Annotated in this window: 21 protein-coding genes and 1 tRNA gene; 7 read left to right on the forward strand and 15 right to left on the reverse strand. The window is 59.6% G+C overall.

What is annotated here, in order from left to right; all coding sequences use genetic code 11:
• Positions 1-223: 223 nt before the first annotated feature.
• The gene (gene apaG, locus QD357_RS13330; RefSeq protein ID WP_107106914.1) at positions 224-616 is read left to right on the forward strand and encodes a Co2+/Mg2+ efflux protein ApaG; all 393 of its coding nucleotides are present in this window, start codon (positions 224-226) and stop codon (positions 614-616) included.
• A 105-nt stretch (positions 617-721) separates the two neighbouring features.
• Here apaG and QD357_RS13335 read toward each other — a convergent pair whose 3' ends face one another.
• The 3 genes from QD357_RS13335 to QD357_RS13345 form a co-directional block, all read right to left on the reverse strand.
• Positions 722-1,711: an Hsp33 family molecular chaperone gene (locus tag QD357_RS13335; RefSeq protein ID WP_107106913.1), complete on the reverse strand. Its 990-nt coding sequence runs from the start codon at positions 1,709-1,711 to the stop codon at positions 722-724.
• 47 nt (positions 1,712-1,758) lie between these two features.
• Positions 1,759-2,676 carry an ornithine carbamoyltransferase gene (gene argF, locus QD357_RS13340; RefSeq protein WP_414124425.1) on the reverse strand — a complete coding sequence of 306 codons (918 nt, stop codon included), beginning with the start codon at positions 2,674-2,676 and terminating at the stop codon, positions 1,759-1,761.
• A gap of 73 nt (positions 2,677-2,749) precedes the next feature.
• Positions 2,750-3,949 carry an aspartate aminotransferase family protein gene (locus QD357_RS13345; protein WP_107106912.1) on the reverse strand — a complete coding sequence of 400 codons (1,200 nt, stop codon included), beginning with the start codon at positions 3,947-3,949 and terminating at the stop codon, positions 2,750-2,752.
• Between the two features lie 425 nt (positions 3,950-4,374).
• On the opposite strand from QD357_RS13345, the gene QD357_RS13350 reads away from it, so the two are divergent.
• The gene (locus QD357_RS13350; protein ID WP_107106911.1) at positions 4,375-4,899 is read left to right on the forward strand and encodes a GcrA family cell cycle regulator; all 525 of its coding nucleotides are present in this window, start codon (positions 4,375-4,377) and stop codon (positions 4,897-4,899) included.
• 88 nt (positions 4,900-4,987) lie between these two features.
• Here QD357_RS13350 and phoB read toward each other — a convergent pair whose 3' ends face one another.
• The 7 genes from phoB to phoR form a co-directional block, all read right to left on the reverse strand.
• Positions 4,988-5,671 carry a phosphate regulon transcriptional regulator PhoB gene (gene phoB, locus QD357_RS13355; RefSeq protein ID WP_414124426.1) on the reverse strand — a complete coding sequence of 228 codons (684 nt, stop codon included), beginning with the start codon at positions 5,669-5,671 and terminating at the stop codon, positions 4,988-4,990.
• A 32-nt stretch (positions 5,672-5,703) separates the two neighbouring features.
• Positions 5,704-6,417, reverse strand: a complete 714-nt coding sequence (gene phoU / locus QD357_RS13360) for a phosphate signaling complex protein PhoU (protein ID WP_414124427.1) — start codon at positions 6,415-6,417, stop codon at positions 5,704-5,706.
• A 52-nt stretch (positions 6,418-6,469) separates the two neighbouring features.
• Complete coding sequence (pstB, locus tag QD357_RS13365) at positions 6,470-7,285, reverse strand: phosphate ABC transporter ATP-binding protein PstB (protein WP_107106909.1); 816 nt, start codon at positions 7,283-7,285, stop codon at positions 6,470-6,472.
• Positions 7,286-7,299: 14 nt separating this feature from the next.
• Complete coding sequence (pstA, locus tag QD357_RS13370; protein WP_414124428.1) at positions 7,300-8,634, reverse strand: phosphate ABC transporter permease PstA; 1,335 nt, start codon at positions 8,632-8,634, stop codon at positions 7,300-7,302.
• Positions 8,631-10,112: a phosphate ABC transporter permease subunit PstC gene (pstC, locus tag QD357_RS13375; protein WP_414124429.1), complete on the reverse strand. Its 1,482-nt coding sequence runs from the start codon at positions 10,110-10,112 to the stop codon at positions 8,631-8,633. Before pstC ends, pstA begins: the two co-directional genes overlap by 4 nt.
• A gap of 31 nt (positions 10,113-10,143) precedes the next feature.
• A complete protein-coding gene (locus QD357_RS13380; RefSeq protein WP_414124430.1) occupies positions 10,144-11,178 on the reverse strand; it encodes a substrate-binding domain-containing protein in 1,035 nt (344 codons plus the stop codon).
• A 186-nt stretch (positions 11,179-11,364) separates the two neighbouring features.
• Entirely contained in the window at positions 11,365-12,531 is a 1,167-nt protein-coding gene (gene phoR / locus QD357_RS13385) for a phosphate regulon sensor histidine kinase PhoR (RefSeq protein ID WP_107107049.1), read from the reverse strand.
• Positions 12,532-12,867: 336 nt separating this feature from the next.
• On the opposite strand from phoR, the gene ppk2 reads away from it, so the two are divergent.
• Positions 12,868-13,749: a polyphosphate kinase 2 gene (gene ppk2 / locus QD357_RS13390; protein WP_414124431.1), complete on the forward strand. Its 882-nt coding sequence runs from the start codon at positions 12,868-12,870 to the stop codon at positions 13,747-13,749.
• An 18-nt stretch (positions 13,750-13,767) separates the two neighbouring features.
• On the opposite strand, the gene QD357_RS13395 is transcribed toward ppk2, so the two are convergent.
• The gene (locus tag QD357_RS13395; RefSeq protein ID WP_414124432.1) at positions 13,768-15,003 is read right to left on the reverse strand and encodes a hypothetical protein; all 1,236 of its coding nucleotides are present in this window, start codon (positions 15,001-15,003) and stop codon (positions 13,768-13,770) included.
• 344 nt (positions 15,004-15,347) lie between these two features.
• Between QD357_RS13395 and QD357_RS13400 the strand changes: the two genes are divergently transcribed.
• The 4 genes from QD357_RS13400 (at position 15,348) to QD357_RS13415 (ending at position 18,418) form a co-directional block, all read left to right on the forward strand.
• The gene (locus QD357_RS13400; RefSeq protein ID WP_107107048.1) at positions 15,348-16,307 is read left to right on the forward strand and encodes an NAD(P)H-dependent flavin oxidoreductase; all 960 of its coding nucleotides are present in this window, start codon (positions 15,348-15,350) and stop codon (positions 16,305-16,307) included.
• 135 nt (positions 16,308-16,442) lie between these two features.
• Positions 16,443-16,518: transfer RNA gene (locus QD357_RS13405), tRNA-Thr, on the forward strand.
• 400 nt (positions 16,519-16,918) lie between these two features.
• On the forward strand, positions 16,919-17,857 hold the full coding sequence (locus QD357_RS13410; protein ID WP_107106903.1) for an STM4504/CBY_0614 family protein: 939 nt from the start codon (positions 16,919-16,921) through the stop codon (positions 17,855-17,857).
• A 345-nt stretch (positions 17,858-18,202) separates the two neighbouring features.
• On the forward strand, positions 18,203-18,418 hold the full coding sequence (locus tag QD357_RS13415) for a hypothetical protein (protein ID WP_107106902.1): 216 nt from the start codon (positions 18,203-18,205) through the stop codon (positions 18,416-18,418).
• Between the two features lie 100 nt (positions 18,419-18,518).
• Here QD357_RS13415 and QD357_RS13420 read toward each other — a convergent pair whose 3' ends face one another.
• From QD357_RS13420 to tnpA, 4 genes are all read right to left on the reverse strand, one after another.
• Positions 18,519-18,806, reverse strand: coding sequence for a hypothetical protein (locus QD357_RS13420; protein WP_245407406.1), 288 nt, complete (start codon positions 18,804-18,806; stop codon positions 18,519-18,521).
• Between the two features lie 9 nt (positions 18,807-18,815).
• On the reverse strand, positions 18,816-20,399 hold the full coding sequence (gene tnpC, locus QD357_RS13425) for an IS66 family transposase (protein ID WP_414124464.1): 1,584 nt from the start codon (positions 20,397-20,399) through the stop codon (positions 18,816-18,818).
• Positions 20,400-20,495: 96 nt separating this feature from the next.
• Entirely contained in the window at positions 20,496-20,843 is a 348-nt protein-coding gene (gene tnpB / locus QD357_RS13430; RefSeq protein WP_107106900.1) for an IS66 family insertion sequence element accessory protein TnpB, read from the reverse strand.
• Complete coding sequence (gene tnpA / locus QD357_RS13435; RefSeq protein ID WP_107106899.1) at positions 20,840-21,232, reverse strand: IS66-like element accessory protein TnpA; 393 nt, start codon at positions 21,230-21,232, stop codon at positions 20,840-20,842. The genes tnpB and tnpA overlap by 4 nt, the downstream gene beginning before the upstream one ends.
• Positions 21,233-21,673: the final 441 nt, after the last annotated feature.

Genomic DNA, 21,673 nt, shown 5'->3' on the forward strand with positions numbered 1-21,673 from the left:
TTAGTCATAACATCTGAAAATCCGAAGGATTTAATCCGCTAAAGGCGTTTTCACCAATCCATTCCTTGACGGAACAGGTCGCTTTATAGGATACCCCTAAGTATCCCGCTTTCCGTGGGATCATAGAAAGCGGATAAGGTGCCCTAGACTTAAAATGCTGGAGCGTCCTTTGTGCGTTCGTTTGAGCGCGCGACGTTTCGGAGTAGTGACCAAGGTGTCAGGCATGTATCGCGCTCTAACACACGACATCGAAGTTGTTGTCGAACCCTTTTATCTGGAGGAGCAATCCGATCCGGATGACGATCGTTACGTCTGGGGTTATCGCATCGTGATTTCCAACCACTCGACCGTCTCCGTGCGGCTGGTGACGCGCTACTGGCACATCACCGATCAGAACGGCATGGTGGACGAAGTGACCGGACCCGGCGTTGTGGGTGAGCAGCCGAGGCTGCGGCCCGGCGATACCTATGAATATTCTTCTGGCTGTCCGCTCGACACACCCTCAGGCATGATGTTCGGCCACTACCAGATGGAGACGGACGACGGGAAGCTGTTTCACGTCAAAATCCCAGCCTTTTCGTTGGATACGCCCAACTTGCTGCGGACGCTGAACTGAGCCGATTGAAGCGGCTCAGCTTTTCGCGGAACCGCAACACCGTTTCATCTCTTTGTTCTTCGCAATGCCGGACGGAGAACTATCCCGCCCTTTTCCTGAAATCGCTCAGACTTCCGTCACCTCGGACACCTCGAAGCGATAGGTCGTCGAACAGAATTCGCAGGTGACGGCGATCTCGCCATTGTCCTGGCTCGCTTCGATCTCCTCGGCGGAGAAGCCGCGCAACACGCCCTTCAGCTTGTCGCGTGAACAGGTGCAGCGGTCGAAGACCGCCTTGGGCTCGTAGACGCGCACGCCGCGCTCATGGAAGAGGCGGTACAACAGACGCTCGGTGCCGACCTGCGGATCGGTCAATTCGTCGGCGTCGATGGTCTCGACCAGCGTGCGGGCTTCCGCCCAGGCATCATCCTCGACGTGTTCGCGCAGGCTCGTGTCGCCGTCTCCGCCGTGGAAATCCGGCTGGCGCATGCGCTCCGGTGCTTCCGGTAGGAACTGCGCGACAAGGCCGCCCGCCCGCCAGCGATGGCGCGGCTTGCCGGCCTCGTCGCGATCGAACAATTCGGCAGCGCCGAGGCGGACGCGCGTCGGAATCTGTTCCGACTGGCGGAAATAGGTGCCGGCAATCTCTTCGAGCGACGCACCGTCKAGCGCCACGATCCCCTGATAGGGCTGACTGAAGCGACCCTGATCGATGGTGAAGGCGAGGACGCCCTTGCCGAGCAACTGTTCCGGCTCGGTCTTGCCGGCGGCCACTGCCTGCGCCAGCGCCTCGTCATCGAAGCGGGCATAGGCGCGCACGTTCTCCGGCGTCGAAAAATCGGCGACCAGAAGGTCGACCGGTCCGTCGCTCTTCGTCTGTACGGTGAACTTGCCCTCGAACTTCAGCGAAGTGCCGAGCAATACGGTCAGCACCACCGCCTCGGCTAGCAACCGCGCGACAGGAGCCGGATAGCTGTGCCTAGCGAGAATTGCGTCCAACAGCGGCCCGAGCTGCACAGCGCGGCCACGGACATCAAGACCCTCTACCTGGAAGGGAACGACATGATCGTCGCCGGCAAAATCAAACTGACCCAGCGAGGCTGCACTTTCCGCCATTGCTCTACTCCTACTGCGCCCGCGACATCAAACGCGGTTCTATATCCTCAGATCGCGCCCAGGCACCAAGCAAGAATCGATTTTTGCGCATGAAGGCGGTTTTCCGCCTCATCGAAAACAACGGATTGCGGACCGTCGATCACCTCGTCCGTCACTTCCTCCCCGCGATGGGCGGGCAGGCAATGCATGAACAACGCGTCCTTGCCGGCCTGTGCCATCAAAGCCGCGTTGACCTGATAGGGCTGGAAGACGTTGTGACCGCGGGCCCGGTGCTCCTGATTCATGGAAACCCAGGTATCGGTTACCACACAATCGGCGCCGGCGACCGCACGGTCGGCATCATGCGAGAGCATGATTTCGGCGCCCTCGTTGCGGGCCCAGTTCAGATAGTGATCCTTGGGCTCAGAACCAAGGGGTACGGCCATGTTCATGCGATAGCCGAAACGGGCAGCTCCTTCGACCAGCGAATGCAGCACGTTGTTGCCGTCGCCGGTCCAGGCAATGGTCTTACCCTTGATCGGGCCACGATGCTCCTCAAAGGTCATGATGTCGGCCATGATCTGACAGGGATGCGTGTCGTCGGTCAGCGCGTTGATGACCGGCACGGTCGCGTGCTGGGCGAGTTCCAACAGGCGCGAATGTTCGGTCGTGCGGATCATGATCGCGTCGACATAGCGCGACAGCACCTTCGCCGTATCGCCGATCGTCTMGGCGCGGCCGAGCTGCATTTCCGTACCCGACAGGAACAGCGTCTCGCCGCCGAGCTGGCGCATGCCGACGTCGAAGGAGACGCGGGTGCGGGTGGACGGCTTCTCGAAGATCATCGCCAGCATCTTGCCGGCCAGCGGCTTGTCGGCCGCACCTGCCTTCAGCGCCTGCTTTCGCACGATGGCATCGTCAATGATGCTGCGCAGATCGGCAGCCGCGACGGCCGAGAGATCGAGAAAGTGTTTCGGTGAAGCCATGTCCCTACCTGTACTCCAGAAATGATAACGCCCGCTGTGAGGGCAAAAACGCCCCGATCAGCAGGCGTTGAACTCAAGCCGACTTCTTGACGCGGGCGGCGCGCAGAGATTCTGCAGCGCGTTCGATACGGACAAGGCCTTCGCGCGCCTCCTCGGCCGTGACCACCAGCGGCGGCAGCAGACGGATGACGTTGTCGCCGGCCGGCACACCCAGCAGATGTTCGGCGCGGATCGCCTGCAGTAGATCCGACTGCGGAATGGCAGCCTTGATGCCGAGCAGCAGCCCCTCGCCGCGGACATCCTCGATAATATCCGGAAAACGATCCTTGAGCGAGGCCAGACCCTGGCGGAAGACCAAGGCCACATCGCGCACATGCTGCAGGAAGCCATCCGACAGCACGACATCGAGCACGGCGTTGCCGACCGCCATGGCGAGCGGATTGCCGCCATAGGTCGAGCCATGCGTGCCCGCCTTCATGCCCGAGGCCGCCTCCGCGGTCGCAAGGCAGGCGCCGAGCGGAAAGCCACCGCCGATGCCCTTGGCGACAGCCATGATATCCGGCGTGATGCCGGCCCATTCATGGGCGAAGAGCTTGCCGGTGCGACCGACGCCACTCTGAACCTCGTCGAGGACCAGAAGCAGGCCATGCTCGTCGCAGATCTGACGCAGGCCGCGCAGGAACTCGTTGGTCGCCGGGCGGATACCGCCCTCGCCCTGCACCGGCTCGATCAGGATCGCAGCCGTAGCACCGGTAATCTCGGCACGCACGGCGTCGAGATCGCCGAAAGGCACCTGGTCGAAGCCGGGGGCCTTCGGGCCGAAACCTTCCAGGTATTTCTCCTGGCCGCCGGCAGCGATCGTCGCGATCGTGCGGCCATGGAAGGCGCCTTCGAAGGTGATGATATGGTATCTGTCGGGATGCCCCTTGAAGAACTGGTAGCGACGCGCCGTCTTGATGGCGCATTCCAGAGCCTCGGCTCCGGAATTGGTGAAGAACACCTTGTCGGCGAAGGTGGCGTCCGTCAGCCGCTTCGACAATTTCTCCTGGCCCGGCACCTCATAGAGGTTGGACAGGTGCCAGACCTTGTCAGCCTGCGACTTCAACTCTGCAACCAGATGGGGATGAGCGTGGCCAAGCGAATTCACCGCAACGCCGGCGGCAAAATCGAGGTAGCGCTCGCCGGTCTCCGTGATCAGCCACACGCCCTCGCCTCGCTCGAACCGCAGCGGAGCACGCATGTAGGTGTCATAAAGCGGCGCGGTTTCAGCCATGGCGCATTCTCCTCGATCACAACCTTTAGGGCCTGTCGTTTCCTTCGTGTGAAACGGGCCCCGGAAAATCAAAAATGCCGCCTTTCGGCGGCCTGAGCACTATTGATGTTTTGCACTGCGATGTCAACAAAACTGGCGATTTAGCAGGTGCGGCAGAGCGCCTCCGGAGGGAGGCCATCTCTTCGACAAGTTATATTGCATAAATGCCACTCACGTATAGCAAGTTGGGGAAAACCTCGAAATCGATTCCTCAAGAATCCCGCGACTCTTGTCACGGAGTCAGCCTCACACTAGGTTAAAAACCAATTACTAGACTGCATGCGGCGGAACTAGTCACCACAATTTTAAAGCGTTTCACGCCTCGACCCAATGCGAGGCAATGGTGAGGGATTCTGCCATCAGAAACGCGACAGCGGAGACAGGGCATGAATTGGACAGACGAACGCGTCGAGAAGCTGAAAAAGCTGTGGTCCGAAGGTTTGAGCGCCAGCCAGATCGCGGCACAGCTCGGTGGTGTCAGCCGTAATGCCGTCATCGGCAAAGTGCATCGCTTGAGCCTGCCAGGCCGAGCGAAGGCCGGTGGCGCAGCAACCGCAGCTCGAGCGCCGAAGCGCAATACCTCGGCCCCACGGGCGCCGAATTACGCCTCGCGCGTTGCAACCCGCACGGTTACCCGCCAGCAGGGTGCGACGATGCTCAAGGAAGAGGTCGAGATCGATACGGTCCACGAGATCGAATATCGCCCGGCCACCAATGTGGTCGTTCCGATCTCGCGCCGCCTCGGCCTGACGGAACTCACCGAACGCACCTGCAAGTGGCCGGTCGGCGACCCGCTGAAGGATGATTTTCACTTCTGCGGCAACGACAGCCCGGACTCCTCGCCCTACTGCACCTACCACCAGCGGCTGGCTTACCAGCCCGTGCATGAGCGGCGCCGGGCGGCACACTGAGCCATATCAACCATATGAAAAACGGGCCGAAAGGCCCGTTTTCTGTTTCCGCCGCCATGTTGGAGGACGGCCCGCCGGGTTTCCCCGATCAGGCCTCCATAGAATAACCCGCGCCGCGAACGGTGCGGATGACATCCTGCATATTGGAGAAATTCAGCGCTTTGCGCAGACGGCCGACATGCACGTCGACGGTGCGTTCGTCGACATAGATATCGTGCCCCCACACGCCGTCGAGCAACTGAGAGCGCGAGAAGACACGGCCGGGCGATGACATCAGGAATTCCAGCAGGCGGAATTCCGTCGGCCCCAACCGCACTTCACGGCTCTTGCGGTGGACGCGATGGGTCTCGCGGTCCAGTTCGATATCGCCACAGCGCAGGACCGTGGACAGAACCTCCGGGCGGGCTCGGCGCAGCATTGCCTTGACGCGGGCCATCAGCTCCGGCGTCGAGAACGGCTTGACGACATAGTMGTCCGCGCCGGTGGAAAGGCCGCGCACGCGCTCGCTTTCCTCGCCGCGAGCGGTGAGCATGATGATCGGCAGGCGCTCCGTCTCCGGCCGCATACGCAGCCGACGGCAGAGCTCGATGCCGGACACGCCKGGGAGCATCCAATCGAGGATCAGAAGATCGGGGATGCGCTCCTGGAGGCGCAGCTCGGCTTCGTCGCCTCTCAGGATAGTGTCGACCTCGAAGCCTTCCGCCTCGAGATTATAGCGCAGCAGAACGCTTAGCGCTTCCTCGTCTTCTACAACAGCTACTCTCGGAACCATGCGCCTCTGGTCTCCTTCTCTTGGCGTCTACTTTATTCCGTCACTGCACCGACGGTGTTGGCGGTATCGTCCTTCGGGCGCTCGCCTTCGGGCTGGGCACCGGTCGCCATGTAATAGATCGTCTCGGCGATGTTGGTGGCATGGTCGCCGATGCGCTCGATGTTCTTGGCGCAGAAAAGAAGATGCGTGCAGGTGGTGATGTTGCGCGGATCTTCCATCATGTAGGTCAGCATCTCGCGGAAGAGCGAGGTGTACATGGCGTCGATTTCCTCATCGCGCTCGCGGATCGACACGGCCTTGTCGGGCGAACGGGTCGAGTAGACGTCGAGCACTTCCTTGAGCTGGACGAGCGCCAGTTCGGAGAGGTGTTCGATGCCGCGGGCGAGACGCCGCGGAACGCCGGTGCCCTGCACGGCGATGACGCGCTTTGCGGTGTTCTTGCCGAGATCGCCAACGCGTTCCAGATCGGAAGCGATGCGGATGGAGCCCATGATTTCACGAAGGTCGGCAGCCATCGGCTGGCGGCGGGCGATGGTGACGATCGCCTTGTCGCCGACTTCGCGCTCGGCGTGGTCGAGAATGACGTCGTCGGAGATGACCTTCTGCGCCAGAGCGGCATCGCCGTTGACCAGCGCGCGGACGCTGTCGCTGACCATCTGCTCCGCCAGGCCGCCCATTTCGGAAATGCGGCGCGTCAGGAACTTCAGGTCCTCGTCATAAGCAGAGAGAATGTGTGTAGAGACCATTTTTCTATCCTCAAGGTGAAAGGTGCGAAGGGAACCGCGCGGGGGAGCATCATCAGCCAAAACGGCCCATGATGTAATCCTGCGTGCGGAAATCATCGGGATTGGTGAACATCTTATCGGTATCGTTCTCCTCGACCAGATGGCCGAGATGAAACATTGCGGTACGCTGCGAAACGCGGGCTGCTTGCTGCATGGAATGCGTCACGATGACGATCGTGAAGTTTTCCCGAAGCTCATGAATGAGTTCCTCGACTTTGGCGGTGGCAATCGGATCGAGCGCCGAACACGGCTCGTCCATGAGAATGACCTCCGGACTGACAGCGACGGCACGGGCGATGCAAAGGCGCTGCTGCTGGCCGCCGGAGAGGCTGGTCCCTGCCTCAAAAAGCCGGTCCTTCACCTCGCCCCACAGCCCGGCCTTCTGAAGGCTGGTTTCGACGATATGGTCGAGATCGGTCTTGGACCGATGCAGGCCATGGATACGCGGGCCATAGGCGACATTCTCGTATATCGACTTCGGGAACGGATTGGGCTTCTGGAACACCATTCCGACGCGGGCGCGCAGCTCAACAACGTCGATGCTGTTGTCGTATATATCCTGATCGTCGAGCGTGATCTTGCCGGTGACGCGGCAGGTGTCGATCGTATCGTTCATGCGATTGAGGCAACGCAGGAAAGTGGACTTGCCGCAGCCGGAAGGACCGATCAGCGCGGTGACCGTGTTGGCGCGGATGTTCAGGTCGACATCGAACAGCGCACGCTTGTCGCCGTAATAGACCGAGACAGCCTGGCCGATCATCTTATAGGGGATCGTCATCATCTTCCTGGCCAGTGCTTTTTCGCTCGCGGCTTCCGTCATCATGTTCATTCCATCGCCTCCTGTCACCAGCGCCGCTCAAAGCGACGGCGCAGCAGGATGGCGCCGATGTTCATCGCAACGAGGAAGAAGAGCAGGACGATGATGGCCCCGGAGGTTCTTTCTACAAAAGCGCGCTCGGCTTCGCTCGCCCACATGTAGATTTGCACCGGCAAGGCCGTCGAAGGATCGAGCKGCCCCGCCGGATAATTGGCGACGAAGGCGACCATGCCGATCAGCAGCAACGGCGCGGTTTCGCCGAGCGCATGCGCCAGACCGAGGATCGTGCCCGTCAAGATACCGGGCATGGCGAGCGGCAGGACATGGTGGAACACCACCTGCATGCGCGAAGCGCCTAGGCCGAGGGCAGCGCTGCGGATCGACGGCGGCACGGCACGCAGCGCCGACCGCGTGGCGATAATGATCATCGGCAGCGTCATCAGGCTCAGCACCAGCCCGCCGACCAGCGAGGCGGAACGCGGCAGGCCCATGAAGTTGATGAAGACCGAGAGCCCKAGCAGGCCGTAGACGATCGACGGGACCGCAGCGAGATTGTTGATATTGACCTCGATCAGATCCGTCAGCCGGTTCTTCGGCGCGAACTCCTCAAGATAGATCGAGGCAGCAACGCCGACCGGCAGCGCCAGGACCAGCACGGTCAGCATGAGATAGAACGAGCCGATCAGCGCGACGCCGAGGCCCGCAGCCTCCGGGCGACTGGAATTGCCCGACAGGAACAGGCCGGAATTGAACGCTTCGTGCAGGGCGCCCGTGGCGGCGAGCTGCTTCATCCAGGCAATTTGCCGATCGGAGACCTTGCGATCCTTTTCGTCGGCCGTCAGGTCGATCTGTCCCTTGTTGGCGGAGTCGATATTGGCGCCGGCGAGGAAAGTGACCTTTACCGTCCTCCCGATGACAGACGGATCGGCCAGGACCCTCTCGCGCAAGGCAATCCGCGCGCCGTCCGATACCATTTCCGTCGCCTCGCGCACGAGCGCCCGATTGGAAGGATCGATGTCCAGCGCCTTCACCAGGGCGTCACGGATGAGAACGGGATAGTTGGCCGCGATCAGCACCTTCGGATCGCTGCCGCGCCTGCCTGAGGGATCGATGACCTTCTCGGTGAACTCGATTGGCAGGGTGATCGAGGTCTGCACAAAGGCGGTATAGCCGTGGCGTACCACTGTGGAGACCAGGATGATGAGGAAGACCAGGCCAAAGGTAACGGCGGCAAGGCCATAGGCGCGGAAACGCCGTTCAGCGGCGTAGCGTCGCCTGATGCCGATATCGCGCCGCAGCGGCGTGCCGGGTGTTAGCCCGCGCGGAACAGGCGACGGGGCGGAAGATACGACATCGCTCATTCGTATTGCTCCCTATACCGGCGCACGATGTAGAGCGCATAGACGTTCAGGCACAAGGTCAGGCCGAAGAGCGTGATGCCAAGCGCGAAGGCAACCAATGTCTGCGGCGAGGTGAATTCGAGGTCACCGGTCAACTGGTTGACGATCTTCACGGTGACCGTCGTCATCGGCTCGAAGGGGTCGAGCTGCATGCGGGCGGCAACGCCGGCAGCCAATACGACGATCATGGTCTCGCCGATCGCCCGCGACGCCGTCATCAACAGCGCGCCGACAATGCCCGGCAATGCGGCCGGCAGGAGGACGCGCTTGACCGTCTCCGACCGCGTTGCGCCAAGGCCGAGCGAACCATCGCGCAGCGAGCGCGGCACGGCCATGATGATATCGTCGGACAGCGAGGAGACGTAGGGGATGAGCATGACGCCCATGACGAAGCCGGCAGTCAGGACACTCTGCGCCTCGATGAAGCTCGTGTAACTGCCCGTCAGCAGGCCGTTGATGTCTGCGGAAATGTCGCGCAGGAATGGCCCGACGGTCACCAGGGCAAAAAAGCCATAGACGATGGTTGGAATGCCCGCGAGCACCTCAAGCATCGGTTTGGCGATGGAGCGCACGCGGGCCGAGGCATATTCGGCCATGTAGATCGCGGCAAACAGCCCGACGGGCACCGCAACCAGCATGGCGACGAAGCCGATATAAAGCGTGCCGGCCAGCAACGGAATGAGGCCGAAGGTACCCGATGTCCGCGCGCCGGCGCCGGTAAAGCCCGGATCCCAGACAGTGCCGAAGAAGAACTCGGCGGCAGGAACCATGTTGAAGAAGCGGGCGGCCTCCGACAGCATCGAAGCAGCGATGCCGACCGTCGTCAGCACAGCGATGGACGAGGCCACGATCAGACCGCCGAGAATGACCTGCTCCACCCGGTTGCGGGCGCGAAAGCGCGGCGCGATGGCGCGCAAGCCGTGGATGGCGCAGAGCAACGAAAGAATGATGGCCGCGACGGACATGACGACACGGCTCACACCCCGCATACCGTTATATTGATTGGCGGCGTCGATCATATAGCCGGTCGGCCGGGCGGCGAGCGGGACGCCTTTTTGCGCCAGGGCCAATTGAAGATCGGCCGAGCCGTTGGCGACGGCGGCAAGTTCCTGGTCATCGAGCTGGCGCATGCCATGGGCCAGGCTGCGTACCATGCTGTAGCTGAGTTTGAGTTCGGCCGTCGGAAGGGATTTCACCTCCTCCGGAAAGGAACCGACCACGAAACGATCGATCACCTCCGGACTGATCACCAGCCAGGCGCAGATCAGCGCCAATGCCGGCAATACCGCCCAGATGGCGGCATAGGCGCCGTGATAGCCGAGCCGCGAATGCATGGCCGAGGACCTGTTGCCCGACAGTGCAGCCGCTCTCGTCCGCCCCAGCACGAAGGCAAGGGCGCCGATGATCGACAGGCACKACAGCAACAGTGACAAACTCATTCCTATTCCCCGACGGGCAGTCCTTACGCCATCACATGATCTTACCGTCCGCGAAATCCTTGCGGATCTGGTCGCGCTCGGCATCCGGCGCCGGCACCAGGCCGTATTCGGCCAGGGCGCTGTCCGGTCCGATCATTTGATCGCTCGTGAAGAACTCGACATATTCCTTCAGGCCCGGAATGACGCCGAGATGCGCCTTCTTGACGTAGAAGAACAGCGGCCGTGACACTGGATAGGTGCCGTTGGCGATGGTCTCGCCCGACGGCACGATGCCGCTCACGGTCGCGACCTTCAGCTTGTCGGCATTGTTCTGATAGAAGTAGAGGCCGAAGACGCCGACGCCGTGCTTGTTKGCGTCGATGCGGGCGAGCGTCTCGGGATAATCGCCATCGATATCGACCGCTACGCCGTCCTTGCGCACCGCAATGCATTTCTTGGTCTGCTGATCTGGATCGGAGACGGTTGCCTTGATGACATCAAGCGCACCGGACTCCTTGCAGCCGGCAGCGAGCACCTTCTCTTCGAAGACCTCGCGCGTGCCATGCTTCTCGCCCGGAATATAGGCTGCAATCTCAAAACCCGGCAGGGCCGGATTGATCTCCGACCATTTCTTATAGGGATTGGGAACCAGCTTGCCGCTCACCACAACTTCGGCGGCCAGCGCCTTGTAGAGATCGGCGGGCACGAATTTCATGTCGGGATTGCTTTTGTCGAAGGCGAAGACGATGCCGTCATAACCGATCTTGACCTGCTCGATATCGGCAACGCCGGCAGCCTTGCAGGCCTTGAGTTCGCTATCCTTGATGGCGCGCGAAGAATTGGCGATATCGATGGAATCGGTGCCGACGCCCTTGCAGAATTCCTTCAGGCCGGCACCGGAGCCACCGGATTCGACGACCGGCGTTTTGAACGCGGTGAAGGTTTCGCCGAAAGTCTCGGCAACAATCTTGGCATAAGGGAACACGGTGGAGGAACCGGAAATCTGAATCTGATCGCGGGCCGTGGCGCCCCCAGCGAAAGCGGCGGATACGACCAACGCTATGACAGACAGTTTCAACGTGTTCATGGTGAACCCTCCCTGACAGGCTTTGAAGAGCGCGACGGCGAACGGGACATCCGCCTGTTCAGCATCTCTTTTTTAGCTGTCAAAGCACCGCCCTTTTATGTCAGGCGAGTGAAACAATTATGACAGTTCAACCAATTGAAATTTATGGATTAAGTTGCGCCCAAAATAGGCGATTCACAGAGGCGTTCAGAAGCGTACCGTGAAGTCCGTTCCCTTTCCGACTTCCGATTTGACGATCAGTCGCGCGCGGTGACGGGTGAGAATGTGCTTGACGATGGCAAGCCCGAGGCCGGTGCCTTTTTTCGAGCGGCTGTCCTCGACATTGACGCGATAGAAACGCTCCGTCAGGCGCGGCACATGTTCCGCCGGAATGCCCGGCCCCCTGTCGGAGATGATGACCTCGACGGCCTGGCTCGAGTCGTTCAAGAGCGAAACCTCGACCACCTTGCCTTCCTGACCATATTTGCAGGCATTCTCGATGAGGTTTTCGAAGACCTGCACCAATTCGTCACGATCGCCCAGCACCTCCACCTTGCCGGGAGGCAGATGCAGATTGATGGTGACGTCGAGGTCGTCGGCAAGCGGCAGCAGCGCGTCGCGGACATGGCCGAGCAACGGCACGAGGTCGACTTTCTGATCCGGCGCGATATGCGACTTCAGCTCCAGCCGCGACAGCGACAGGAGATCGTCGACCAGCCGGCTCATGCGCGTCGTCTGGTCGAACATGATGCCCAGGAAACGCTGCTGCGCCTTTGGATCCGCCTTGGCCGGCCCCTGAATGGTTTCGATGAAACCACGGAGCGAGGCGAGCGGTGTGCGCAGCTCATGGCTGGCATTGGCAACGAAATCGGAGCGCATGCGGTCGATATGCCGGAGCTCGGAGATATCGCGGAAAGACAGCACGAAGAAGGTGCCGGGCTCGATGTCGGTCTCCGGCAGCTCKACCGGCGCGATGCGGACGATATAGACGCGCTCGGACGGCAGACGCTCGGAATGCTCGATCTGGTTCGGCGTGTTGGTGGTGATCGTCTCGCGCACCATGTCGAGCACGCCGGGGGAGCGCAGCTTGGCGGAGATGTGAGCATTGAGCGGAAAGGCGCCGAATGCCTTCTCCGCGGCGGCATTCTGCACCAGGACGGAGGCCTCGCGGTCGATGATCAGCACCGGCATGTCGAGCGCGGCGAGGCCGGAGAATACCGTGCGAAGCAAGGCTTCCGGATCGGTGGGCGCTGGCTCGACGAGCGTCGGCGGCGCAATCTGCGCGGTCAGCGGCCGGCGGATCAGCGCGACGATGACAACGACGACCCACATCCACAAGATGACGGCAGCATTGATACCTTCGACGAGCGCCATAACGGCGATCAGCGTCGCAAGAATGAGGATGGCGATCTCCTGCCGCAGCCTTGCAGCCAGCCTACCAAGGAATGACCATTCGTCTTCCAATTGCACCCGTCCCTTCGCCTCTCATAGCGGAATCCAAGACTCCGCGTCTTAGCGGGGATTCATGACAGAAGTTTTCGGCTCTATCCACAGAAGCCCGCGGCTTACCGCAATAAATGTAGCCGGCGAAGGATGAGGCCGGCAAAGGGCTTGAAAATACTGGATAAATGACCCAACTTGCCCATGAGGCTTTTTTGCCGCACCGGCAGATATGGTTAAGACGGCGTAAATTTCGGAGGAGCAGCGGACATGGCAGAGGACGTGAAAAGCCGGGCGGTGGAATTGGATATTCATGGCAAGACGCGCATTTTCGATGTCGATGACMCCGTGCTGCCGGACTGGATCGAAGACGAGGCGCTTGCTTCCGCAGGCTTTCCTTACAAGAAGAAGCTGAAGGAAGAAGAATATCTGGAAGAGCTGGAAAAGCTGCAGATCGAGCTCATCAAGGTACAGTTCTGGCTGCAGGCGACCGGCAAGCGGGTAATGGCGCTCTTCGAGGGACGCGACGCCGCCGGCAAGGGCGGTTCGATCGCCGCAACGTCGGCCCATATGAACCCCCGCCTCGCGCGCGCCGTAGCGTTGACAAAGCCGACCGATCGCGAGGCTGGGCAATGGTATTTCCAACGCTATGTCGCCCAGTTCCCGACAGCCGGCGAATTCGTGCTGTTCGATCGTTCCTGGTATAACCGCGCCGGCGTCGAGCCGGTCATGGGCTTCTGCACGCACGAGCAATACGAGCTATTCCTGAAGCAGACCCCGCATATGGAAAAGCTCATCGTCCAGGACGGCATTTACTTCTTCAAATTCTACCTCGATATCGGCCGGGAAATGCAGCTCAAGCGCTTTCACGATCGGCGCCACGATCCGCGCGCCGTCTGGAAGCTCTCCTCGATGGATATCGCTGCACTGAGCAAATGGAAGGACTATAGCGAGAAGCGCGACCGCATGCTGAAGGAGACGCATGTGGACTACGCGCCATGGACGGTGATCCACGCCAACGACAAGCGCCGCGCCCGCCTCAACCTCATCCGTCATATTCTGCTGACGCTCGACTATGACGGCAGGGACGAAAAGGCGATCGGCGAGATCGACGACAAGATCCTTGGCATGGGATTGCATGTCATCAAATAGGCAGAATGCAACCCAGCCTTATTGTCCCGGCAGGACGCGGATGGCGTAGATATTGATGCCGCGCGCCTTGCCGTCCACATCGCTGTTGATGATGAGATGGCCGGGCGCAGTCGGCGCCAACGAGCGATCATAACGGACCTGGAACAGCGCATCGGTCTTCTGACGGGTGACGTCGAAGCGATGACGCCCGCAACTGCCGAGGGAGCCGAAATCGCACTCGACAGTGATCTGCGTCGGCGTATCCGAGGTGGACTGCAGTGTGAGCGCGATGGTCGACGATTTGCCGGCCAATTGCTGCAGCACGTTTGCCGGCACTTCGACCGACGCGTTGCCATCGGGACCGCTGGCCTGAGAGGTCAGGCGCACGGCCGGACCTTCGTTCTCCGAGACGCTCTCGGCCTTGGCCTGCGCGCCGCTTACGACCTTTGCCAAGTCGGTCGGCTTGAAAATTTCGATCCACTCCGCCGAGAAGTTGTTCTGCGGGTCGATCGTCGCCAGCCCCKGATTAGCAGGCGGCCCGCTATTGTCCTCGTCATCAGATGTATCATCGGCATTGTTGCTGCCGTTGAAATCCTGGGAATCGACATGCGCCGGCGGATTGGGAACGCTGGTGTCGCGCTGCGCCGCCGTCATGAACACGCCCGAGGTCTTGATCCACCAGGCACCGACGCCAAGAAAGGCGAGCAGGATGCAGAAGACCAGCAGGCGCGAGAAGAACTTGCGCGGCTTGCGGCGAACGGCGGCGCGCTCGGGCTTGAAATTCATCGACCGCGTTGCGGTCGGCGCGGCAACTAGTTGATGTTCATCGCTATCGGCGCCGAGATGATCGGCCGGGCCAGCGCGCATGTCGCCCAAATCGCCTTCCGGTGCAGCGGGCTCGACAGGAACAGAGGCTTGAGGGGCAGCGGGACGATCGCGCGTCTCGCCGCGAACGCTCATCACAGGCTCCTGACGCTGCTGCGTCGGTTGGGGCGCCCGCTGTTGCGGCGCCGCTGGAGGCACATGAGGCGGTTCCACCTCAGGGGTCACGGGCATCTCCGGCGGGCGGGCACGCTCTTCACCCTCGATCGCCCGGATGGTCGCTTCAAGGCGTTGGCGCTGAGCCGAAATAATGCCGATGTCGGTAATGTCCTGCTTGCGAAGTCCGGCTTCAAGCGCCTGTCGCGCCGATTGATAGATGCGAGCCCGGATTTCCGGATTGGCGCGATCGGATCGCTCCAACGCGCTTCTGATAGCCGTTTCTAATCCGCTCACATCAGGTCCTTTACTCTCACTCGCGATGCGCTCGCATACTCTACTGGCAAGACGACCATTTCTTTACCATTCGCTAACCGAATTCGGTAACGCCCTGACCAGCAATGTGCAAGTCTCTCCAAAGAACCCGCGAACACTCCGGCGGGGATAAATGGCAAAGACGACACAAATGGGGTGGCAGGTGAGGCAGTAGGAAGCGTGAGCGCGGATAGGTTATCACTATTGCCTATTGCCGAATGCCTCCGCCGCCCATTGCCTGCTGCCTGCCTCTTCCCCATCTTCCCCTCCCGGCGGACATCTGCTATCCGTTTGACGTTTTCGTAAACGTCAAACGGATGATGTTCATGGCCCTTCCCTCTGTCCTGACCGAGCGCCTGCGGCTGCCGGTCGTGGCCTCGCCCCTTTTCATCATCTCGCATCCGGTATTGACGCTGGCCCAATGCAAGGCCGGCGTCGTCGGTTCGTTTCCAGCATTGAACGCCCGGCCGGAGAGCCAGTTGGACGAATGGCTGGCGATGATCACGGAGGATCTCGCCGCCCACGACGCCGCGCATCCCGACCGTCCATCGGCTCCCTTTGCCGTCAATCAAATCGTCCATGCGTCGAACAAGCGGCTGGAACACGATCTGATGCTCTGCGTCAAATACAAGGTGCCGATCGTCATCTCCTCGCTCGGCGCCGTGCCGGAGGTCAATGCAGCCGTGCATTCCTATGGCGGCATCGTGCTGCACGACATCATCAACAACCGTCATGCCAATTCGGCGATCCGCAAGGGAGCGGACGGGCTGATTGCCGTGGCGGCGGGCGCCGGCGGCCATGCCGGCCAGCTCTCGCCCTTCGCGCTGGTTCAGGAAATCCGCGAATGGTTCGACGGGCCGTTGCTGCTCGCCGGCGCAATTGCCAATGGTGGCGCGATCCTGGCCGCCCAGGCGATGGGCGCGGATATGGCCTATATCGGCTCACCCTTCATTGCCACCGAAGAGGCGCGCGCGGCGGAAGCCTACAAACAGGCGATCGTCGACGGCGCGGCGGCCGATATCGTCTACTCCAACTTTTTCACCGGCGTACATGGCAACTATCTGAAGCCCTCGATCCGTGCCGCCGGCATGGACCCGGACAAGCTGCCCGAAGCCGATCCTTCGAAGATGGATTTCGAAACGGCAACGACCGGCGCCAAGGCCTGGAAGGATATTTGGGGCTCCGGCCAGGGAATCGGCGCAGTCAAAGCCATCGAACCGGTGGCTACGCTTGTCGACCGGCTAGAGGCGGAATACCGGCAGGCACGGGCTCGACTGGCGCTCTAGGGACCCTTGAAGCGCGGCTACTTTTTCACAAGCCCCCCGCTTTTTTACCATTCAGCGATTTGAACGCTTGAAATCTCGTCGCATTGACTGTATCAGCCCCATGCAAATCGCGGGGCCATACCGAACCCCCGGAATGCCGCTTTAGCTCAGTCGGTAGAGCACATCATTCGTAATGATGGGGTCACGTGTTCGAGTCACGTAAGCGGCACCAAAAACCTTTGCAATTCCCTGAGTATTTTCAATTGCATCTCCGAACACTGACGACGCTCGACAAGCTCGCTCATCTACCGACTGAGCTAAAGCGGCATCTGTGTAATGAGAATAGAATGAGATGGCGCTGATTCGAGGGTGGACCCGAAAGTTTATGGCGTGATGACGGGCAGAACCTCCAACAGAGAATAGCAAAGCTCAAAAGCATTCCCTCCCACCACGAATGTCCTCGACGGGGTACTGGGGGGTTCAGGGGTTCAGGGGTCTAGTGCCTTAGTGTATAGCACCCCGAGATTTTCTCAGAGAAATTATGCTGTTTCCAGACGAGGGTTGCTCTCGACTCTTTTGGTTGAATCTGACTGAATCTCTACACAACTCGGGAATCAGGGTAGAGGTTCGCAATGGCCGTGTGGGGCTTATTTTCAAAACGACAAAGCCAATTGAGGGGAGAGGTCCCGGATGTTTACACCTACACTTCAATCCCCCCTAAGCTTCGAGTGCAGATCGTCCATATAATAAGTGAAGCACTAGGAAATCCGGGAGAAAGATATCAAGAACCTCAAGTCAACGAAACATACAAAACAATAGTTGAGGGGCTATGCAGAGAGTATGGCTTGTTTTATTTGCCACCAACAAATGACAGATACGGAGTTTCTTATGGAAAGGAGCTTTTTGATTTTTTGCTGCGAGTTGAGAACGTGGAGCAATGCCTCGACGTTGTTGAAATAAGCTTTCGCGCTGTTGATTTGGTCGCACGTCAGCGGGATTACATTCATGGATCAAGTGGTGGTCAAATCTGTGACGGAGCCATTGAAGAGCTGAACGAGCGTTTCAAAGAAAATGGGGTCGGTTACCAGTTCGTGGACGGTGAGATTATCCGGGTCGATTCCCAACTCCTTCATGCTGAGGCTGTGAAACCTGCTTTAAATCTCCTGAACACAAGGGAGTACCGTGGACCCCACGAAGAGTTCATCAACGCATACGAACACTACAAGGATGGGAACAACAAGGAAGCGCTGGTTGACTGCCTAAAAGCTTTCGAGAGCACCATGAAGGCTATTTGTGACAAACGAAGGTGGGCTTACGATCCCAAAGGCGGGGCAAAAGACCTTATCGCCGTAATGTTCGACAAAGGGCTCGTTCCTTCATTTTGGCAGACACAGCTTTCCTCTCTTAGAAGCCTCCTCGAAAGTAGTGTACCGACAGGCAGGAATAAGCTTGCTGGTCATGGGCAAGGGTCGACACCCACAGAAGTCCCTGACGAGATCACGGCTTACATGTTGCATATGACAGCTTCAACATTAGTCTTCCTGACGACGGCTGAAAGAGCTTTGCCATAGTGATGAGCCGCGACTACGACGAATTTGGGCGAGCAGGCATGTACGATAGGGAATAGCGGCGGGGGACTTAGGTGGCTAAAGCCATTGTGCGAGAGAGAAAAGATATACCAGAGACGGCGTGATGACATGCACCAACTAGTCATAGTGCCAAGCTGCGGCTTTTTTATTAAAGGTCGTGCTCACACCATTTTTCTTCGATAGAATCAAATTGTTATGTGGACGGAAGTTCTTTTGAACTATGGCGACAGTGTTGCGATTAAGCCTACAGTTTCAAAAGTAAGCTACCTGTGCCGCTTGACTTCGCACTACCCTCTGACACCGTGAACGCTATCGCGGAGGATATTCATGACCCCAGAACGCTTTTCTGAATGCCTTTTGCATATCCGTTGGACGCCGATCAATTTGGCAAGTGCCCTGCAATGCGATCTGTCGTGGGTGGAAGCCATGGAAGTGGGGAATGCCAAAGTGCCGGATGGACTGGCAGCCTGGCTGGAAACTCTCGCGCAATGCCATGAAGCGGCTGGCGTTCCAACGACATATCGAGGGCGTGGGCACGATTGAATAGGTGCGATCTTGATGTGAGGTGCGCACAGTTTTGACGGCGAGGCCTAGAGTACCCATACGGTGAAGACCGCGGTTAGCCTGATCCTGCATGCCGGTTTTATCGAAGTGCCAGGATTCTTCGTGCGGCTCTCTCACATCGCTTGGCCAACTCGGGATATGACAGGCCCATATGCTCTGTCGCAATCTCGAAGAGGTAGCTGGCGATGTCTTCTGCCGTTGCGTTGGCATTGACCAGCATGCCGCATACGACGTCGGCATAGGCGTCATATTCGTCCTGGGCTTCGGGAATGTCAGATATGCCGATCGGATCCCAAGCACGAAGCAATATATCGCGAACAACAGCGAGGATACTTTCAGACTCAGCCCCGCCGGTTTCGTGTCCCATCAGTTGATCCTATGCAGCAGCGGCATTTGGTGACGATGACATCCAATTCCAGGGCAACAACCCCTCGAGCCGAGTGATCGGTGTATCAGCGATACGGGCGAGCACGTCGGCAAGCCACGCTTGCGGATCAATGTMATTGAGCTTGGCGGACATAATTAGCGTCGCCATGAAGGCGGCGCGGTCGGCGCCGCGATCGGAGCCAGCAAACAACCAGGATTTTCTGCCGAGAGCGAAGCTGCGCAGCGCCCGTTCGGCGGCATTATTCGTCAGGCAGATCCGACCGTCATGGAGGAACGATATGAAGCCGTCCCAGCGCTTCAGCATGTAATCGATGGGCTCGGTGACCGGTGAACTGCGCGACAGCTTTGCCCGCTCGCAGCTAAGCCAGTCTTGAAGTTCGTCGATGAGTGGACGGCTGTCTTGCTGGCGTCGCGCTAATCGTTCATCGGCAGATAGTCCGTTGATGTCGCGCTCAATGTCGAACAGAACGTCTATGCGCTTCACGGCTTCGAGCGCCACCGGCGAGATCTCGGCAGCATTCTTTCCCCGTTTGGCGTTGGTGGCGATGTCGGCAAGCACGAAGAACTTGCGACGCGAATGTGCCCAACACAGCGCCTGAGTCAGCGGACCCGGATCGCGATCAGCCTTGAATAGCGGGTTGTAGCCGCCATAGGCGTCAGCCTGCAGAATGCCGGTGAAGCTCTTGAGATGACGCTCAGGATGCTCCTGCCGCCGGTCGCGCGAGGCATAATAAAGCGCCGCCGGTGGCGATGTTCCGCCGAATGGCCGGTCATCTCTGACGTAGGTCCAGATGCGGCCAGTATCGGTCTTGCCTTTCGCCTGGATCGGCACGGTGGTGTCATCACCATGCAGCCGATCGGCGGCAAGGACATGCGCCTCGATCAGCGCATGCAGCGGTTTTAGCGACGCGGCGCAGGCTCCGACCTGATCGGCGAGCGTCGAGAGGCTGAGGTCGATGCCCTCGCGGGCATAACGTTCGCTCTGTCGGTTCAGCGGCTGGTGTTGACCGAACTTCTCGAACAGGATCATTGCCAAGAGGTTCGGTCCGGCAAAGCCACGTGGCGTCACATGGAAGGGTGCAGGCGGCTGGGTGATCTTCTCGCATTCCCGGCACGAGAACTTCTCGCGCACAGTCTGGATCACCTTCCATTGACGCGGGATCACTTCCAGCGTCTCGGTGATGTCCTCTCCTAACTTCGCCAGCTTGGCCGAGCCGCAGCACGGGCAATTGGTGGGCGGGGTAATGACGACACGCTCGCGCGGCAGGTGTTCGGGGAATGGCTTCTTTGATGGACGCTTGCGCTCAAAGGCTCTGACCGAAGATGAACGTGCTGCTATCTCGGCTGCCAGTTCATCCTGACTAGCGTCGGCTTCCAGCTCCTCGAGCTGCAATTCCATCTGTTCGAGCAGTCGCGCCTTGCGCTCCGATCGGCTGCCGTGGATGTCGCGCTTCAGCTTCTCGATCTCTAGCCGGAGACGGGCGATCAGCGCATCAGAATGGGAGTTCACCGCCTGGGCGCGGGCGGCAACCGCTTCCGCGTCACGGCGTGCCGCACGCTCGGCGAGGATCATCGCGTGGGCGCTGGCAAGGTCGTCGGGAAGCTGATCAGCCGGCTCGGTCATGGCAAGATGGAATCATATTCGCTCCTGCCTTTCCAGCGATTTCCGCTATCCTGCCGAGCTCGGACGCCAGGTTTTTTGCGGCATGCGCCAGTCGATACCTTCGAGCAAATATCCGAGCTGTGCGGGCGTAATCACCACCGTGCCATCGGCGGCCGACGGCCATAAGAACCGTCCCCGCTCAAGCTTTTTGGTGAAGAGGCAGGCGCCCTGGCCATCATGCCAAATGACCTTGATCAGCCCACCTTGGCGACCTCGGAAGCAGAACAAATGGCCGCTGTGCGGATCCCGCTTCAGCGTCTCCTGCACCATCAATGCCAGACCTGGGAAGCCTTTCCGCATATCCGTATAGCCGGTCGCCAGCCACACTTTTACACCACTCGGAACCGGGATCATCGTCGCTCCACAACGTCAAGGATTCGGCCCAAGGCTTCCGGATCAATATCACTCTCCACGCGAAGACGTCGGCCCCGGCCAAGCTCGATCGTCACCATGCTCGCCTTCTTGCGCGGTCGTGGCGGCACTGCCGTCTCCACAGGATCAGGCGCGGGCAAGGCCGCGACGACGTCAACTGGAACAAATTGCGGCGTGGGTGGCTCTGAGATTTGGCAGAGCTGTTTGCGCCAACGGAACAATTGCCCGGTATGGATTCCGGCGGAACGCGCGATCTCCGATACGCTGGCGTCCGATTCAAATGTCGCTGCGACCAGCCGCTCTTTGTCCTCTCGAGACCAGCGCCGACGCCGCTCGACCGATGTGATCACCTCAACCTGATGCTTGGTCATATGACTATCCCTAGTGCTTGCACTAGGACTTGCAGTCTTCAGCCCATCTCAGCAAGGCGGCCCCCACCGTGGGGTTACGGCCTAGAGGCTTCGCTGACCGGTTTCGGCGTTAGCGCCTTTTTCTCCAAACAAAAAAGACCCAAACTGCTAGTTGACTCATAATAAGTTTAGCATACTGATTTGTTATCTGATTGGATTTGACCCCTGATCGGATCGTACAGCAGCTCGACCGCCGGTTCGGTCGGGCTGCTTGTTATGGAAACTTGAAACCGCGGTTCAGCCGGTGGACCGTTGGGATAGCTAGGCCCTTATGAACAGGGCGCCTACCAAGCCAAAAACCACAATCGACTGCAATATGAACATTGGCCATTCGGTTGACATTGGCTTCCTCCCATCATCAGGAATATAGGGAAGCACTAATGTTTGCCGATTGTCATGTCA

Origin of the sequence: Rhizobium sp. BR 317 (genome assembly GCF_047445835.1) — a bacterium.
In the GTDB taxonomy this organism is placed as follows: Bacteria; Pseudomonadota; Alphaproteobacteria; order Rhizobiales; family Rhizobiaceae; genus Rhizobium; species Rhizobium paranaense.